Raw genomic sequence first — 16,929 nt, 5'->3', positions numbered from 1 at the left:
AGTTACACGCTCGGTATCTGCAAGTTCCCGGTTAAAAGAACCTTTTAAACCCTGTTCAAAAGTATGAAAAAACGCATTACCAGAAAATTCTGGCTGAAACTTATGAGGTTTTCGATCACACAGAGTTTGGTCATGGCGTTGCTCGCGGGCGTAGCGTATGCGCACACGAGCACTGCGCAGGAGTACCTGAACCGGCGTCTGACGGTCCAGGCGGAAAACCGTGAAATCAAACGGGTGCTGGCACACATCGAGAAGGAAACGGACGTGCAGTTTGTGTACAGCTCCAATGTCCTCGAAGCGTCGAAGAAAGTGACGATCAAGGCGGTCAACACGACTTTGGAAGAGGTGCTTTTTAAATTGTTGAAACCGCTGAAAATCAAATATGAGTTATCGGGGAGGAAGATCATTCTTTCATCCGGCGAGCTGCCGGGCGCTGATAATGGGTTTGTGCTTCCAGAGGGCAATTCGCTTCAACTTTCACCTAAAAAAAGTCTTTCCGGGAAGGTCACCGATGAAAAGGGCGCTGCGTTGCCGGGCGTGAATATCATTGTGAAGGGAACCCAACGAGGTACTACCACCAATGCCGAGGGGGCGTTTCAGATAGACATACAGGATGGCGACGGGGCATTATTGTTCAGTTTTGTGGGGTACCAATCCAAGGAAGTGATTTTGGGAAACCAAACCAGTCTCGTGGTTTCGCTCGTGCCTGAAAGCAAGGCATTGGAAGAGGTGGTAGTAACGGCATTGGGCATTAAAAAGGCGGCCAAAAGCCTTGGGTATGCCACTGCCAGCGTGCCGACCGAGGAAATGACCGTGAACCGCACGGCTAATTTCATGAATGCATTGCAAGGGAAAATGGCGGGTGTGAATATTACCTCACTCGGCTCGGGGCCGGCCGGCACGAGCAAAATCCGCATTCGGGGACAGTCGTCGTTTGGCGGAAACAATTCGCCGCTGATTGTGGTCAATGGCGTGCCGATCGATAACAGCAACTTCGGTGCCCGCGGCGACGCGGCCGATAAGGGCTCTAACCGGACTTCCGATAGCGGCGACGGTTTGAGCAGCATTAATCCCGATAATATCGAGTCCATGACCGTATTGAAAGGCGCCGCCGCGTCGGCATTGTACGGCTCGCGTGCCAAGGACGGCGTGATTATGATCACGACCAAAACACGCGGGGCGGGCATAGGTATCGGCATTGAATTCAACTCCAATTTCACCACCGAAACACCGCTCGACTACACCGACTATCAGTACGAATACGGCCAGGGCGAGAATGGCAAGCGGCCTACCACGCCCAATCCGACCTCCGGCCAATGGAGCTTCGGCGAGAAGTTCGAACCGGGCATGACCCAGATCCTTTTCGACGGCGTGGAAGTGCCGTATGTGCCTCAGCGGCATCAGATCACCGACTATTACCGCAAAGGCAGCACATTTACCAACACCATCACTGTGTCGTCGGGTGGCGAGTTCGGCGGTTTCAGCTTGTCGCTTTCGAACCTGGACAACAAGACGATCCTGCCGGGCTCGGGTTATCATCGCAAAACTGTCAATCTCGGTTTTACGCAAACCATGGCCAAAAAGCTGACTGTATCGGGTAATATCAACTATTCCAACGAGGATCGTAAAAACCCGCCGAATATTGCGGAACAGGATTACAGTCCGGTGGTACTCTACAATATGGCCAACTCGATGCCGCTCGATTTGCTCGAAAAGTATGCGACGGATGCGAACGGCAATGAATATGTATGGTCGCGTTTTACCAACCGGACCAACCCTTATTTCGCATTGAAACGGTTTGAGAACGTCGAAAAGGACCGCGTTTTCGGTAACCTTTCGGTGCGGTACAGTTTCACCGACTGGCTGTACGCGCAAGTGCGGGTGGGGCAGGACTACTATTCCCGCGAGCAGGACTATAACCTGCCCACCGGCAGTCAGCGGCAGGCGGCTGCTCCCCAGGGTTTCGTAAATGGGCAATATGTGCAGGATACCCGCTCCGTCCGCGAACTGAATACCGACTTTCTGATCTCGGCGAACAAAACATTCGGCCGCATTGGCTTGAATATCAATGCAGGTGGCAACCAAATGCAGCGGAAGCTGAGCCGTCATAACGTGTTTGTGCAGGATTTTTACGTACGCGATTTGTACACGATCGGCAATGGGCGCCAGCGCGATGCCATTTATGAATTTTCCAAAAGGCAGGTGAATTCGCTTTACGGCGCCGCCGAAATCTCCTACAACGACTTCCTTTTTCTGAATGGTACCATTCGCAACGACTGGTTTTCAACGCTTTCGCCAGCCAATAGAAGCATTGTATATCCTTCGGTAACAGCCAGTTTTGTGTTCTCGCAGGCATTTACGGCTTCGCTGCCTTCCTGGATTTCGTTTGGGAAGGCACGTGTGGCTTATGCAGAAGTGGGTAGCGACACGGACGTTCAGCCGTATGCCAACAACTTGTTTTACAACATTAATCCGCAACAATTCCCGAACCCCAACGGCGCAGGCCAGCCGCTGGCGACGATCAATGGCTCCACGGTACCCAATGCGAACCTACGGCCAATGCGGGTTTCTGAAAAGGAAGTGGGTTTGGAGTTGAAATTATTCGAAAACAGGCTGGGGCTTGATTTTACCTACTACGACAAACTCTCGTCCGATCAGATTCTCCAAGCGCAGACGTCGGATGCCTCCGGTTACCTCACACAGTTGATTAATGTAGGCAAAGGGCGTAACCGCGGACTGGAAATGATGGTGAATTTGACGCCGTACCAGACCAAAAACTTCACCTGGAATCTCAATTTCAATGCGGCTTACAATGTGACGAAAACGCTTGACCTCGGCAGCAATGTGAGTGATGCGATGATCACCGTCGGTACGGGAGACTTTACCGGCGAACTACGGCAGGTGGTGGGCAAGCCGATGGGCCAGCTTTACGGTTTCGGTTATCTCCGCGACGACCAGGGCAGGCAGGTTTTTGACGCCGGAAACGGCCGGCCCTTGCGCACACCGACGCAAATCGCATTCGGCAGCGCATTGCCGAAATGGGTAGGAGGTATTACCAACAGCTTTAATTACAAAAACTTCTCTGCCTCTGTGCTGGTCGATTTCAAACTGGGGCATAAGATGATTTCGGGTACCAATCACAATGCGTGGCGGCATGGATTGCTCAAAGAAACCCTGCCGGGACGTGCCGAGGGCTTCATTATCGGCGACGGCGTCAATCCGAATGGAGAAGTCAATCAAACGAAATCGGTCGTGCAGGCTTATTATGAGACGGTCCGTTCGCAGAATATCGCTGAGCAGTTTGTATACAATGCAGGTTTGTGGCAACTCCGGCAAATTACGTTTGGGTACGATTTCGGGCGGTTTTTGCCTAAAAATATCCCTTTTATCAAAGGTGCGCGGCTGAGCATTGTCTCTAACAATGTGGCGGTCCTCAAAAAATGGGTACCGACCATCCATCCCGACCAGTTCGGTTTCCCGTCCGATAACCTCATCGGCCTGGAAGCGACTGGTTTGCCCATTACCCGCAGCACGGGTTTCAACCTCAACCTGAAATTCTAAGCCATTGCATATGAAAAAGGCCCTACAAATATTAATCAGCAGCATTGGCATCATGGCCATGCAGGCCTGCGACAACGGTTTTGATAAAATGAATATCAATCCCATTGCCCTTACGGCCGTAAATCCTGCCTATCAGCTCAATACCACTATTGTGAACAGTGCGCCGGTGTATGGCAACCTGAGTTACGAAACGACGATCGTCAAGCAGATGATCACCCCGTTCAGCGGGCAGGGCTCGGCGGCGAATTTCAACCAGGATAACCGGGGCGTGACGTCGGGCAACTGGAATACCTACTACCGGACCATTATCAAAGAACTGGCCGATGTGGTAGCGAAAACGAAGGACGACGCTAGCCGAACGAACCTTTACAATATGGCGCGGATCTGGAAAGCGTACGCATTTATGGTGCTGAGCGACACCTACGGCAATATTCCTTATGCAGAAGCAGGCTCAGGCTTCCTGACAGGCAATACCACGCCCGCGTACGACAACCAGGAGGCGATTTACAACGATATCCTCGCCGAGCTGGATGCAGCTTCAAATGCACTGGACGCTTCCAAAACCGCTGTTTCGAGCGATGTACTTTATGGTGGGGATGTTTTGAAATGGAAGAAACTGGGCAACTCGTTGTTGCTGCGCGCAGCCATGCGGCTCTCGAAAATCAATCCGACCAAGGCTGCGGAATATGTGGCGAAAGCGGTGGCGGGAGGATTAATGCAGTCCAACCAGGATAATGCGGTGATCAGGCACACGGCCAGTTTTACCAACCCGGTGGGAAGCTCGCTGAATGGCGGTCAGTCGGCATTCTATTACCTGGATGATGAGTTTGTTACTTATTTATCGACCAATAACGATCCGCGGCTGGCGTCGATCGCGGTGCGCTACGTAGGCGCGCAAAGTGGTGCGGATCAGGTGGAAGCGAAGGCTAACCGGTCGGTGGCGGTGCAGATAGGCATGCCGCAAGGCTACGACAATACCACCATCAGCGCCGACGTGGCTGCCAAGAAACTGGCGAGCTTATGGGATTACAGCCAGCTCGACCGGACGCGGATGGCCGGGTTAGCGGCGCCGAGTTTCCTTGTTACCTATGCGCAAACGCAATTTCTCCTTGCCGAAGCGGTGGTGCGCAAATGGACGACCGGCGATGCCGCAGCATTATATGCCGAGGGCATTAAGGCCCATATGCAGCAATTTGCGATGTACGGAACCAGCACGGCCATAGCCGATGCCGCCATTGCTACCTACGTGAGCGCCCACCCGTTGCATACGGGCAAGGAGCTGGAAGAGATCAATACACAATACTGGGTGGCATCGTTCCTGATCGGTCCCGAGGCATTTGCGAACTTCCGCCGCAGTGGTTTCCCGGTTTTAAAACCCAATCCATACCCGGGCAGCGACCTCAAAACGGAACCCTTTATCCGCCGGCTCACTTACACCGACGCCGAACTGAATGTGAATCACGACAACGTCCAGAAAGCGATCGCCGTGCAAGGTCCCGATCTGCTCGATACGCGGGTGTGGTGGGACAAGAAATAGCTTTGTATCAACCGATTTTTGAATGAAAAACCTGAAAAAAAGACTGCGAAACGGGGAAACCCTGCACGGTTGCTGGCTCAATACCGGCAGCTCCCTTACCGCTGAGATCGTCGGCCTGGCTGGTTTCGACTGGGTATTGATAGACCTGGAACACGGGGCGGGTTCTGAAAAGGACGTGCTCTACCAGTTGCAGGCGCTCGAACATACACCCACTGCCGCGATCGTACGCGTGGAGAGTTCGGAGAGTCAGCGCATTCACCGCGTGCTCGACATGGGTGCCGAGGGGGTAATGTGCCCCAAGATCCTCAACCCGGAAGGGGCGCAAAAGCTCGTGCAAGGCCTGCATTACCCGCCATTTGGAGGTCGGGGTGTAGCCAAAATGGTACGTGCGACCGGTTTCGGGCTGCATTTTCAGGAATATTACGACAACAGCCGGGAAAATATCCTGGGCATCGCGCAGATCGAAACCGTGGAGGTGCTCAACCACCTCGATGCAGTGGCGAATACGGACGGCGTGGATGTGCTGTTTATCGGTCCGGCCGACCTTTCGATGGAGCTCGGCATTTTCGGGCAGTTCGATCATCCGATGTTCCGGGAGGCCGTTCGCGAAACCTGCGAAGCCGCGCGAAAAGCGGGGAAGGCCGTAGGTATCCTGTTTTTTAATACCAGTGAGTATACGGCTTACCATGAGCTGGGCATCCGGTTTATCGCCTGCGGCTCCGATGCCACTTTTGTAGCCGAAGGCGCCCGCACGATGGCCAAAAAGCTGAACGATCTCCGTCCATCATCCTAAACCTGACCATTCATGACTTTAATGACTGTGTTATTCAGCGACCCGCTTTTCATTCTGCTTATCGGCGTGATCATCGTGGTAGGGGGCATTATCTTCTTGCAACTGCATCCGTTTCTGGCGCTGATTTTGGCTGCATTTACGGTGGCGCTGCTGACGCCCGCAGCGTCGGTCGAGGCATTTGCGATTGCCAAAGGGTCCTCGCCGGAAGCCGCGGCGGCGCTGGCTAAGAAGAGCATAGGTGAGCGCATTGCCACGGAATTCGGTAGTACGTGCGGGAAAATCGGTATCCTGATCGCCATGGCGGCTATTATCGGCAAAGCGATGCTAGAAAGCGGGGCGGCGGAACGAATTGTACGCTCCATGCTGGCCGTGACGGGTGTCAACAATGCGCCGTTCGCATTCCTGGTGAGCAGCTTTTTCCTGGGTGTGCCCGTGTTTTTCGATATCGTGATTTTCCTGATGATCCCGCTCGCCAAGGCCGTGAGCATGCGCATTGGCAAGAACTATCTGTTGCTGGTACTGGCCATTACCGGTGGGGCGGCCATGGCCAATTCGTTCGTTCCACCGGCTCCTGGGCCACTGTTCCTGATTGGTGAAATGAACATCCCGATCGGCATGATGATGGCCGGTGGGACGCTACTGGGGCTGGTGACGATTACCGCGGGTTTCCTTTTCGCGAAATGGGCCAATGCCAAATGGCCGGTAGAGCTCCGCGATTCACTCGATGCACGGCTGGCTGATATCCGTTCGCTGGCCGAGAAAGATGATAAAGAGTTGCCTCCGCTGTGGTTTTCGCTGTTGCCGGTCACCTTTCCGCTGGTATTCATTTGTCTGGATAACATCCTGAAATCTGTGATCAAATCGGGTGCATTTGTGCCGGAATCGTCATTAGCGCATTTCCTCGTGGATTTTGTAGCACTGATCGGCGATAAGAACATCGCGTTGGTAGGCGGCGGGTTAATTGCCCTGATATTACTGGCTGTGCGGAAAAAGGGCAGTAAGGAAGGTATTTCGGCGTTTGTACAGGCTGCGCTGATGAGCGGGGGAGGCATTATCCTCATTACCGCGTCGGGCGGCGCATTTGGCGGGATTTTGCAGCAAACCGGCATCAGCTCGCGCATTGCCGCTCTAACGGCTGATTACCAGATGACCCTCATTCCGCTCGCATTTGTCATCAGCGCGGTCGTGCGCACGGCGCAGGGATCGGCTACGGTGGCGCTCATTACAGCTTCCGGTATTCTGTCGGGCATGGCTACCAGCGCCCATTTGGAATACCACCCATTATATCTCGGTCTGGCCATCGGTTGCGGCTCAAAGCTGGTGCCGTGGATGAACGACGCCGGTTTCTGGATCATCGTCAAGATCAGTAACCTCACTGAACGCGAAGCGCTGAAAACTTTTTCACCGATGCTCGTAGTGATGGGTTGCGTGGGGCTGGTGGTGCTGATGATCGCGGCGCATCTATTTCCTTTGGTTTAATTGTTTCAAAAACAGCTAGTTAATATAAAAAATGGAGAAAATCGGGGTTATAGGGCTGGGTATTATGGGCAAACCCATGGCGCTCAATCTCTTGAAGGCAGGCTTCCCCGTGGGCGTACTCGCGGGCAGTCAGGCATCGGGCGCATTGCAGGACGCAGGCGCGGAAATATGGCCTGACGCGGCGTCACTGGCCGCCGGAAGTGACATTATCATCACCATGCTGCCCGATTCGCCGCAGGTGGAAGAAGTAGTGAATGGCGGCGTCCTGGCGGGTATCCGGTCGGGTAGTCTGTTTATTGATATGTCCACCATTGCGCCGCTGGTTGCCCAGAAACTCTTCGAAACCATGCAGGAAAGGGGCGTGGAGGCCCTGGACGCACCGGTTTCCGGCGGGCAGGTGGGTGCGGAAGGTGCCACGTTGTCCATCATGGTCGGCGGTAATGCGGCTGCATTTGCGCGGGCGTTGCCGGTGTTCCAGGCGATGGGCAAAAATATCGTGCACATCGGCGAGCCGGGTGCCGGGCAGACGACCAAGGCTTGCAACCAGATGATCGTGGGCCAGACGATCCAGGCCGTGGCGGAGGCATTTACATTGGCCCAAAAGGCAGGTGTGGACCTCAGTAAAATGCGGGAAGTACTCCTCGGAGGTTTTGCGCAAAGCCGTATTCTCGACCTGCACGGTCAGCGGATCATCGACGGGAACTTCAAGCCTGGTTTTAAAATCAAACTACACCAAAAAGACATCGGTATTGCGCTCAAAACCGGCGGCGAGCTACATCTCACGCTGCCAGGTACCGAAACCGTGGCCAGGCAAATGCAAGCCGCCATGCAGCAAGGCAACGGTGAGCTCGACCATAGCGCATTGTTTCTTGCATTGAAAGACTAACAGGTTTTGATCACTACACCTTAACCGAATCAGATCATGAAAAGACATCAGTTTGTGAAGGTGCTCGCCACCGGCTCGGTAGGAGCCGCGGTATTGGGCGAGAACGAAGTTCAGGCAGCCGTAAAGGCCGAACCAAAAAAGGTATTGATGAAAGTAGGCTGCCAATCGGGCGGAACGACGGTGGAAAATCTTGAATTTAAGGCACGCCACGGCGTTTACAATATCGATGGCGGTGCCCCCAAAATCATCGAAGGCAAAGGCTGGGACCTCGACGACTCCATGCGCAAGCGGGAGGCTTGTGAGAAGTACGGCATCAGCCTGGATGCTTACCACTGGCCGCTGGCCTCGTCGGGGATCGATAAGGCGATTTTCCCGAACGTCATGCTGGGAAAAAGTCCCCAGCGCGACCGGGAGATCGAGCAGTTGCAGCAAATGATCATGGTCGCCGGCAAAACCGGCGTGCCGCTTTTGAATTACAATACTACCATTCTTCCCGTGCTGCGGACCGGCAGAACGACCGACCCCAAACGTGGTAATGCAACTTACAGCACCTGGAATTACGAAGAAGCATTGAAACAAAATCACCCGAAAACGATTGCCGGCGACGTCAATATCGATATGATGTTCGAGCGCATTACCTATCTGCTCGACCGCTGCCTGCCTGTTGCGAAAGAATACAAGGTGAAGCTCGGCAACCACATCGCCGACCCGCCGACACCCGTGGGCTACCGGGGCATTACGCGCTGGAACAGCCCGGACGTATTTGCAGGCATTAAAAGGTTCGCCCAGCTGTACGACAGCCCGTGGCATGGTTTCAACTTTTGCATAGGTTCCATCGCCGAAGGCCTGAAAGACCCGAAAACCGAGATTTTGCCGATTATCAAGTGGGTAGGCGACCGGAAGCAGATCTTCAACATCCATTTGCGCAACATCAAGGGCGGATGGAACAATTTCCAGGAAGTATACCCCGACAATGGCGATATGAACTTCCTGCAATGCGTGCGGGCACTGCGCGACGTCGGTTTCGACGGTATGGTTATGCCCGACCACGTTCCGCACCACGAAGCACCCGGTTCTACCAATGAGGCGTTTGCATTTAGTTATGGGTATATCAAAGGACTTATACAAGCCGCAGCGGACGAGGCAGGGGCGTAAATGGTCATGTATTGCCACGTGTGGTCAAGAATAGTCAGGTGTTGTCAGAAATGGTCATGTATAGTCAAGTGTTGTCAGGAATGGTCATGTGTAGTCAAGTGTTGTCAGAAAAGGTCATGTGTAGTCAAGTGTTGTCAGATGGATTTTGATTACTTAGATACTAGATTTAAAAACATACCTCTGGCGATTTATGACTATCAATGACAATATCTGACTATTCCTGACAACACCTGACCATTCAATCATTCACTCATTCAAAATTAGTACCGATGTCCAAAATCGAGGAAATCCACATCACCCCCATTGCCATTATTGACCCGCCGCTTTTGAATGCTGCGGGCTTGCATGCGCCTTATGCGCTGCGCACGATTGTCGAAATCGTAACGGACGACCGCATTTCGGGCATTAGCGAAATCCCCGGCAACAGCGATATCGATGCCGCGCTGGAAGAGGCCAGGGCGTTGCTGATTGGTCGCGACCCGTTCAACCTGAATGTGATCCGGCAGGTACTGTCCAAGCATTTCGGAACGGAATCGGCGGCGGCACGCGGGGATGCGCCGTGGGACCAGCGGAAGCTCGTGCATATTTTCAGCTCGGTGGAAGTGGCTTGTCTGGATATCATCGGCAAAATCACCGGTCGGCCGGTGGTGGATTTGCTGGGAGGTAAAATGCGTGATCGAGTACCGTTTTCGGCTTATTTGTTTTATAAATATGAAGGCGCAGGCGGCCCGCTGGAATTCGGCACCGACCCGGGCGCCACTGGCTGGGCGGCTGCGCGACAGGCTGCGGCGCTGGATCCCGAAAGCATCGTCGCGCAGGCGGAGGCGATGTGTAAGGAGTTCGGGTTTCAATCGATCAAGCTGAAAGGCGGCGTATTTGAGCCGCGCGTGGAAGTCGATTCGATGCTGGCGTTGTATAAGGCATTTGGCCCGGATGTGCCGTTGCGCGTCGACCCGAATGCGATATGGGAGGTTGAAACGGCGATCCGCTATGGGCGCGAGCTGAAAGGCATTCTCGAATACCTCGAAGATCCCGTGCGCGGGCAGGAGAATATGGCAAAAGTGCGCAGGGAACTGGGCATTCCGCTGGCGACCAACATGTGTACCACCTCGTTTGGCGACATTCCGCGGAGTATCGAGCTGGGTTCTGAGGATATAATCCTCAGTGATCACCACTTCTGGGGAGGGTTGCAGGCCTCTATGACGCTCTCGGGCATTTGCCAGACGTTCGGGCGCGGCCTTTCCATGCATTCCAACAGCCATTTGGGTATTTCGCTGGCCGCTATGGTTCACCTCGGGGGGGCATTGCCCGGCGTGCCTTATGCGCTGGATACGCATTACCCGTGGCAGAGCGATGAGGTGATCGTCGGCGGGCGCATTCAGTTCGAGGAAGGCAGCGTGAAAGTACCCACCGGGCCCGGCCTGGGCGTGGAGCTGGATCGAGAGGCACTCAAAAAACTGCATCAGAATTACCTCGACTGCGGTCTTAAAAAGCGCGACGATGAAATTGAGATGCAGAAAAAAGTACCGGGTTGGAAATTTAAAGCGGTCCGCTGGTAATCAGTATTTGGCCATCATGGTATCGAATACCTGGCGCTGCTGTTTCAATGCCGCGATCTTGTCTTCGGGGTTGGTGTGGCATTCCAGCAATACCCAGCCCTTGTAATCCATTTTGGCCAGATTGTCGATCAGTTCGGGGTAGGGGTAATCGGTACGGTCGAGCTCGCGGACGTGGCAGGTGTCGCCGAAGTACTTTTTGACCAGATCAAAATTGTATTGAAAGCCCTGCCCGTTCAGATCCTGTTTGTTGCAGTTCCAGCATATTTTGGCGTTGCGGTGGTCGGCATAATCCATGATCTTGCGGATATTTGGAAGTTCCTGCGTTTCTTCGCCATGAACTTCCAGCCGCAGTTGTTGGCCAAAATCGGCTGCGTAACCCGCTAATCCGCGCAGCGCAAGCCCGATTTGTTCCAATGTCTTTTCGGTAGGAACTTCCTTATGCAATGCATTGGGTTTCACTTTCACGCCGGTACCGCCCACATCCGCGCTCAGGCGAATGAATTCCTTCGTGCGCTCGATTGACGCTTTTAGCTTGTCCTGATCGGGATAGTCGTATTGCTGGTTGGTGCCCAGCCCGATGATCTTGACGGGGCTGTCGGCAAATTGCTTCTTAACGGCCTTCCGCTGCTCAGGCGTGAGGTCGGGCATTACCTTGTGGGCATGCTCCACGCGCAGCTCCACACCCGTAATGCGGGTGTCGGAAAGGTTTTTGATCAACGTCGGCACATCCCAGTCTTTACCCCACAGGTACGTGACAAATCCGAGCTGCATTTTTGGTTTTTTCCAAAGAAGAGGATCAGCCTGTGCGAAATCGGGCAGCAGCGCCGCGCCGGCAGCAATGGAGAGGTTTTGCAGGAAAGTTTTTCTGTCGATAAGCATGGGAAGCCGGTTTGAGTTGACTGGTTACAACCGCTTTAAGCCGGCTTCCTTTCAATTCTACCGTTTGGCGGCCTGCTCAATCTGGAAATCCAGTGCAGGCTGTTCGGCCAATGGGCCCGCCTTTATTTCGTCGCCGAGTAATATCATTTGAGGTGCATTTGCATTAAATGCAGGCCATTGGGGCAGCGCGTTACCATTCGGGTTACCGGTTTTGATAAAATTTACCCAATATGCCGACATCACGTGTGCGATCTGTTCGTCGGTCGCGTCCAGCGGCCGCAATGCGCGATCGATGAAACGTAGGTTGTCATACGCATAGGCCACCTCGGCCGTGTGGAACGCGCCGTAGCGAGCGTAGATGCCCGTGGCAGGTAGTTTTCGCGTAAAACGGTACAGATATACGCCCTTATTTTGCTGCGTCTGTGCCAATGCCCACGCGTAGTTCTGCATGCCAAAGCTTCCGTCCCGCGCGAGCTCGTTTTGTGAGTGAGCCGCCTGCTCGTCGGTTTGCGCCGGGTAATGCTGGAAGAATGTCTGTGCCTTGGGGCCGAGCAACTCGTTGTAAGCGGCTTGGAACTCTGCTGCGGTTTTTGGCTTCTCTACTGCATTTTCGTTCTGGTTCCAGCCAGTCAGCAGGGTTACCGGGTTTTGTTTGCCTGCCTGGTAAATGGCCGAAATGGATTCCGGAAGTACAAGGCCGTCGACAATCGGTCCCCGGAAACTGAACACTTTTTTGAGGATAACATCGGCCGGGACCTTTCTCAACGCTGCCAGGGAAGTAGCACCCAAATCCTGACCGGCTTTCAAGCCGCCATCTTCCGCCTGTTTCAACGAAGGATAATTTCTGCCAAAACCTCCGCCGCTCTCCGCAATCGCCTTATTGAAAAGTCCTTTCGCCTGCGGGCTCACCACGAGGCAGTTAACACTCATAGATCCGGCTGATTGGCCCGCGATCGTGACGTTGTCGGGGTCGCCGCCGAACTGCGCGATGTTCTTTTTTACCCATTTCAAAGCGGCTATCTGGTCCATTAACCCATAATTTCCGGATGCATTCTTTCCCGATTCCTTGGTTAGCTCGGGGTGCGCAAAAAAACCGAATGCGCCCACACGGTAATTGATGCTGACAAATACTACGCCCTTTTTCGCTGTCGCTTCACCGTCATAAATGGCACATCCTGCGCCGCCGCTTACGAAGCCTCCACCGTAGATCCATACGACCACCGGTTTTTTTGCGGTTGTTTTGCCCTGTTTTTCAGTCCAGACGTTCAGGTAAAGGCAATCTTCGCTGATCGGTGTTTTGGGGATCAGGAATTCCGCGCTCCACATGCTGAAAGGCGCCGGGTCGCCCTGCATTGGACTCGGCCCGAATTTGTCACAGGCCAACACGCCATTCCACTTTTTCACTGGCTGCGGCGCTTTCCAGCGTAAATCCCCCACCGGCGGAGCGGCAAACGGAATGCCTTTGTAAATATCGATCCGGCCATCAGCGGTAGTGGTGCCGGAAATTTTCCCGCCTTCGACGCGGAGTGTGTCGGCAGCAATCGCGGCGAAATGTAAGCAAGTAAAGGTCGCGACCAGCAGCAGGTAGCGTACGGAAAATGCGCGTAGGTTCATTCGAAGTAATGATGATCGTTTAAAGCGCAAGTTCGATTTTATTTTTGACATGCTTGCTTTCCTGCTCGCGAATAGCGGAGTCTTGCATGAGTTCCACTTCTTTTGATTTTTGCAGCGACCTAAGCCACCACGATGCAGGTATCAATCCATTGGAATGCAGTTCCAGCCGGATCAGGAATTCCTTTGGTGGCGTACGGTGGCCATTCAGGTATTGGCTGAGGACGTAAGGCTTTACGTCCACATCCGCCGCGAATTCCTTGTTTTTTTTGCTTTGGGCACGGATATATTCGTTGAGGAAGTATTGGAAGTTCCAATGCGCTTCCGATCGGTCTCCCTCGATATAGGCCAGCATCTGATATTTAATCGTGAGTGTTTTGGCTTCTATCCACTGCTCCGGCGTCCGATTCGCAATTTCCCGTTGGCGCATTGTGCGAAATTCTTGCATATCTTTTTCCGCTTGTTCCACGTCGTCAGGGTGAATCGGGAAAACGAACGCATCCGCCAATTCATCCAGGGTGTACTGCTCAAATAATTTCTTAATAACCTTCAATTCCTTCTTTGTCGCTACTCTCATGATATTTTTGAATTAGAATTTTAGAATTGACTGTATTTGAGAACATGCTGGTGCCGGTATTCTGGAAGCCGTATTTGTCCCGATAGACCTTTATTAAATAGGTTTTAGGAACCAAATAAACGAACCCGTCGAAGTTCGCCTCGAATGAGGTTAGACAGACAAAAGCCAGCAAGCTGCCAGCGATTCTGTCGAGTCTTTTCCGTGCTCCGGTATATTCTTGCGCGCTGGCTATCAACCGCACCTTAACCGCGTATTCGTTGCGGTTGCGCTTGATCGACACAACCCCGACAATCTCTCCTGTCGAGTCGATCCGAAGCCCATATACTTCGAATTCCAGCTCTTTGTCCCACTTGAAATGGAATCTTTTACTTTTGTGGATCAGCATTATCTCTTTCCTGGAAAGCCTGCTAATCGTCGCCGGCAGCCGCTCGCCGGTTAGTTTGTCCTCTAAATAATACCCCATGAAGATACAAAAAAGTTTACGGATTTGGTAAACATTTCACCAGTTTTTGATCCTCATTTAGACGGCGATTCGGAGGTTTGGTAACGCTCGCAGGAAAGCCAATTTTTAAACGGTCGGTTATCGCAGATTAACGGAATATGAAATTGAATGAGGAAAGCATCTGGTCCGGTTAAATGCAGCCTCGTTTCGCCTTTTGATTGAAAAACAAATCCAGAAAATGTCGGAAATAGGTCGTCGGAAATTTCTTAAAATGTCTGCGGGAGCGGCGGGGGTTGGCGCTGCATTGAATTTGGTGCCGCCATTGATCCGCAAAGCGTTGGCGGTGAAAGCGTATAGCCCCACCAAAACCATTCAGGATGTACAGCATGTGGTGATCCTGATGCAGGAAAACCGCTCTTTCGATCACTACTTCGGTGCGATGCGCGGGGTCAGGGGCTTTGGTGACCGGTTTCCGATCCCGCTCGAAAGCGGTAAACGTGCATTTGTACAGTCGGATGGGAAGCGGGATTACTCGCCCTACCGTGCTGATAAAAAAACGGTGAACGCGGCGCTGGTCAACGGTACACCCCACGATTTTCCCGACACGCAAGCAGCCTGGAACCAGGGTAAATATGGCTTCTGGCCGATGTTCAAGACGCCTTACTCCATGGCTTACTACACGCGCGAAGAGATTCCGTTCCAATATGCCCTGGCCGAGGCATTCACGATTTCCGATGCCTATCATTGCTCTATTGCCACCGGTACAGACCCGAACCGCATTGTTTTCTGGTCCGGGTCTAATTTTGATCCCGAAAAGCGTGCCGCGGGTATCAATTGTACGGATGTCGATTCCGAACCTGTGAATCTGCGCTGCTGGGTGGAGGGCAACATGCCCGACCCCGGCTATACCTACCGCGGCAATGCATTTAAATGGGACACGATTCCCGACGTTCTGCAAAAGGCTGGCGTCAGCTGGCGTATTTATCAGGACCCGAATGATAACTGGACCGGCGCCATGCACGGCTGTCTGGCCTTTGAAAGTTTCCGAACGGCCAAACCCGGCTCGCCGGTTTATGAAAACGGGATGAAGCACTGGTCGATCCGGGACCTGACGGAGCATGTCAAAAACAATACACTGCCGCAGGTGAGTTGGGTATTGCCGTCGCAAAGCAATTCGGAACATCCCAGCGGGCCGTCGAGTCCGAACCGTGGAGGGGATTTTACCCATCAGGTGCTTGCGGCCATTACTGCCAATCCCGAGGTGTGGAGCAAAACAGTATTTTTCCTCACGTTTGATGAAAACGACGGGCTTTTCGACCACCTTCCGGCGCCAGCCGTACCTTCCTATAATGCGGACGGATCACTCGCAGGTAAGTCGACGATCGATCTTGCCGGAATGTATTTCAACAACGACAAAGGCGTTTCAGAATTTCCCAATCCTTTCCATGAAGCCAGCATGAAAAAAGGCGGGCCGGTTCGGATGCGCATTTACCAGGACAAGCGAGACACGATCACCGGCAATATCCGCCCTTGGGGCATGGGCCCGCGCGTGCCCATGTACATGATCTCGCCATGGAGCAAAGGTGGGTGGGTCAATTCCGAGGTTGCGGATCACACTTCGGTAGGGCAGTTTCTCGAAAAGCGGTTCAACGTAGTCATTCCTGCGATCAGTCCCTGGCACCGTTCGGTCAGCAGCGACCTCACTTCGGCGTTCGATTTTGCAACGCCCAACGATCCGGTGTTTCCGCCACTACCCGAAACCGCCGATTATGCGCGCATTGAAGAGGCGTCCCGGCTGCTTCCCAGGGCCACCGCGCCGGAGTCGCCCGGGCCGTTGTTTCAGGAAAAGGGCACACGTTACTCCCGCGCACTTCCGTATCGCCTGCATACGCATGCAAAAGCGGCTTCGAATAAAGTGGAACTGTTTTTTGAAAATGCGGGTACTGTCGGAGCAGTGTTTCATGTATACGATCTTAAACATCTCGATCGCATTCCGAGGCGTTATACTGTGGAGGCCGGGAAGTCACTTTCTGATGAATGGGTACCCGATTCTGATGGTTACGAATTGGAGGTCTTTGGACCCAACGGCTATTTTCGTCGTTTTTTGGGAGGTAATGCAGGTGTGGAGCCCGAAATAAAGGCCAGTTATGAGCATAGCAAGGGTATTTTGCGCCTGGAACTGCAAAATCCTGGCAAATCGGAAGTGGAAATGACAATCATGAGCAGCTACGATCCCTCGAAACCGCTGAACATGCGAATACCAGCAGGAAAGAAGCTGACCAGGGAATGGAACTGCGTCGACCAAGGGAACTGGTACGACCTTACCATTGAACTCAGTTCTCACCAAAAATACCAACGCCGATTTGCCGGGAGAATTGAAACGGGCAAGCACGGTATTAGTGATCCAGCCATGGCAACCGGGATTTGAAATATAATTTTTAAATAAAAAA

The 16,929-nt window shown here is 53.2% G+C and carries 12 protein-coding genes; 8 read left to right on the top strand and 4 right to left on the bottom strand.

Annotated elements, in window-relative coordinates:
• The first annotated feature begins 63 nt into the window (after nucleotides 1–63).
• The 7 genes from CLV60_RS28880 (at nucleotide 64) to CLV60_RS28850 (ending at nucleotide 10,970) form a co-directional block, all read left to right on the top strand.
• Nucleotides 64–3,561: a SusC/RagA family TonB-linked outer membrane protein gene (locus CLV60_RS28880; protein WP_106598881.1), complete on the top strand. Its 3,498-nt coding sequence runs from the start codon at nucleotides 64–66 to the stop codon at nucleotides 3,559–3,561.
• A gap of 10 nt (nucleotides 3,562–3,571) precedes the next feature.
• Entirely contained in the window at nucleotides 3,572–5,098 is a 1,527-nt protein-coding gene (locus CLV60_RS28875) for a SusD/RagB family nutrient-binding outer membrane lipoprotein (RefSeq protein WP_106598880.1), read from the top strand.
• Between the two features lie 22 nt (nucleotides 5,099–5,120).
• Complete coding sequence (locus CLV60_RS28870; protein WP_106598879.1) at nucleotides 5,121–5,891, top strand: HpcH/HpaI aldolase family protein; 771 nt, start codon at nucleotides 5,121–5,123, stop codon at nucleotides 5,889–5,891.
• Nucleotides 5,892–5,903: 12 nt separating this feature from the next.
• Nucleotides 5,904–7,370: a GntP family permease gene (locus tag CLV60_RS28865; RefSeq protein WP_211302285.1), complete on the top strand. Its 1,467-nt coding sequence runs from the start codon at nucleotides 5,904–5,906 to the stop codon at nucleotides 7,368–7,370.
• A 31-nt stretch (nucleotides 7,371–7,401) separates the two neighbouring features.
• Nucleotides 7,402–8,256, top strand: coding sequence for an NAD(P)-dependent oxidoreductase (locus tag CLV60_RS28860; protein ID WP_106598877.1), 855 nt, complete (start codon nucleotides 7,402–7,404; stop codon nucleotides 8,254–8,256).
• A 36-nt stretch (nucleotides 8,257–8,292) separates the two neighbouring features.
• Nucleotides 8,293–9,411: a mannonate dehydratase gene (locus CLV60_RS28855; protein ID WP_106598876.1), complete on the top strand. Its 1,119-nt coding sequence runs from the start codon at nucleotides 8,293–8,295 to the stop codon at nucleotides 9,409–9,411.
• A 269-nt stretch (nucleotides 9,412–9,680) separates the two neighbouring features.
• Nucleotides 9,681–10,970 (top strand): enolase C-terminal domain-like protein, encoded by a 1,290-nt coding sequence (locus CLV60_RS28850; RefSeq protein WP_106598875.1) that lies wholly within the window; start codon nucleotides 9,681–9,683, stop codon nucleotides 10,968–10,970.
• On the opposite strand, the gene CLV60_RS28845 is transcribed toward CLV60_RS28850, so the two are convergent.
• The 4 genes from CLV60_RS28845 to CLV60_RS28830 are packed head-to-tail and all read right to left on the bottom strand — an operon-like array spanning nucleotide 10,971 to nucleotide 14,500.
• A complete protein-coding gene (locus CLV60_RS28845) occupies nucleotides 10,971–11,849 on the bottom strand; it encodes a sugar phosphate isomerase/epimerase family protein (RefSeq protein WP_106598874.1) in 879 nt (292 codons plus the stop codon).
• Between the two features lie 57 nt (nucleotides 11,850–11,906).
• The gene (locus CLV60_RS28840; RefSeq protein ID WP_106598873.1) at nucleotides 11,907–13,463 is read right to left on the bottom strand and encodes a carboxylesterase/lipase family protein; all 1,557 of its coding nucleotides are present in this window, start codon (nucleotides 13,461–13,463) and stop codon (nucleotides 11,907–11,909) included.
• A 19-nt stretch (nucleotides 13,464–13,482) separates the two neighbouring features.
• Nucleotides 13,483–14,037 carry a hypothetical protein gene (locus CLV60_RS28835; RefSeq protein ID WP_146151614.1) on the bottom strand — a complete coding sequence of 185 codons (555 nt, stop codon included), beginning with the start codon at nucleotides 14,035–14,037 and terminating at the stop codon, nucleotides 13,483–13,485.
• The gene (locus tag CLV60_RS28830; protein ID WP_106598871.1) at nucleotides 14,000–14,500 is read right to left on the bottom strand and encodes a hypothetical protein; all 501 of its coding nucleotides are present in this window, start codon (nucleotides 14,498–14,500) and stop codon (nucleotides 14,000–14,002) included. The genes CLV60_RS28835 and CLV60_RS28830 overlap by 38 nt, the downstream gene beginning before the upstream one ends.
• A 217-nt stretch (nucleotides 14,501–14,717) precedes the next feature.
• Here CLV60_RS28830 and CLV60_RS28825 point away from each other — a divergent pair, with 217 nt between their 5' ends.
• Nucleotides 14,718–16,907, top strand: coding sequence for a phosphocholine-specific phospholipase C (locus tag CLV60_RS28825; RefSeq protein ID WP_106598870.1), 2,190 nt, complete (start codon nucleotides 14,718–14,720; stop codon nucleotides 16,905–16,907).
• Nucleotides 16,908–16,929 lie beyond the last annotated feature (22 nt).

The organism is Dyadobacter jiangsuensis, assembly GCF_003014695.1.
GTDB lineage: Bacteria > Bacteroidota > Bacteroidia > Cytophagales > Spirosomataceae > Dyadobacter > Dyadobacter jiangsuensis.
The sequence above is the reverse complement of the archived record's forward strand: the minus strand, read 5'-3'. Positions and strand labels throughout refer to the sequence as shown.

Coding starts and splice junctions, on each gene's coding strand:
- CLV60_RS28855 (WP_106598876.1), top strand. CDS start 8,293: ATGAAAAGACATCAGTTTGTGAAGGTGCTCGCCACCGGCTCGGTAGGA.
- CLV60_RS28830 (WP_106598871.1), bottom strand. CDS start 14,500: ATGGGGTATTATTTAGAGGACAAACTAACCGGCGAGCGGCTGCCGGCG.
- CLV60_RS28865 (WP_211302285.1), top strand. CDS start 5,904: ATGACTTTAATGACTGTGTTATTCAGCGACCCGCTTTTCATTCTGCTT.
- CLV60_RS28835 (WP_146151614.1), bottom strand. CDS start 14,037: ATGAGAGTAGCGACAAAGAAGGAATTGAAGGTTATTAAGAAATTATTT.
- CLV60_RS28870 (WP_106598879.1), top strand. CDS start 5,121: ATGAAAAACCTGAAAAAAAGACTGCGAAACGGGGAAACCCTGCACGGT.
- CLV60_RS28875 (WP_106598880.1), top strand. CDS start 3,572: ATGAAAAAGGCCCTACAAATATTAATCAGCAGCATTGGCATCATGGCC.
- CLV60_RS28845 (WP_106598874.1), bottom strand. CDS start 11,849: ATGCTTATCGACAGAAAAACTTTCCTGCAAAACCTCTCCATTGCTGCC.
- CLV60_RS28850 (WP_106598875.1), top strand. CDS start 9,681: ATGTCCAAAATCGAGGAAATCCACATCACCCCCATTGCCATTATTGAC.
- CLV60_RS28840 (WP_106598873.1), bottom strand. CDS start 13,463: ATGAACCTACGCGCATTTTCCGTACGCTACCTGCTGCTGGTCGCGACC.
- CLV60_RS28825 (WP_106598870.1), top strand. CDS start 14,718: ATGTCGGAAATAGGTCGTCGGAAATTTCTTAAAATGTCTGCGGGAGCG.
- CLV60_RS28860 (WP_106598877.1), top strand. CDS start 7,402: ATGGAGAAAATCGGGGTTATAGGGCTGGGTATTATGGGCAAACCCATG.
- CLV60_RS28880 (WP_106598881.1), top strand. CDS start 64: ATGAAAAAACGCATTACCAGAAAATTCTGGCTGAAACTTATGAGGTTT.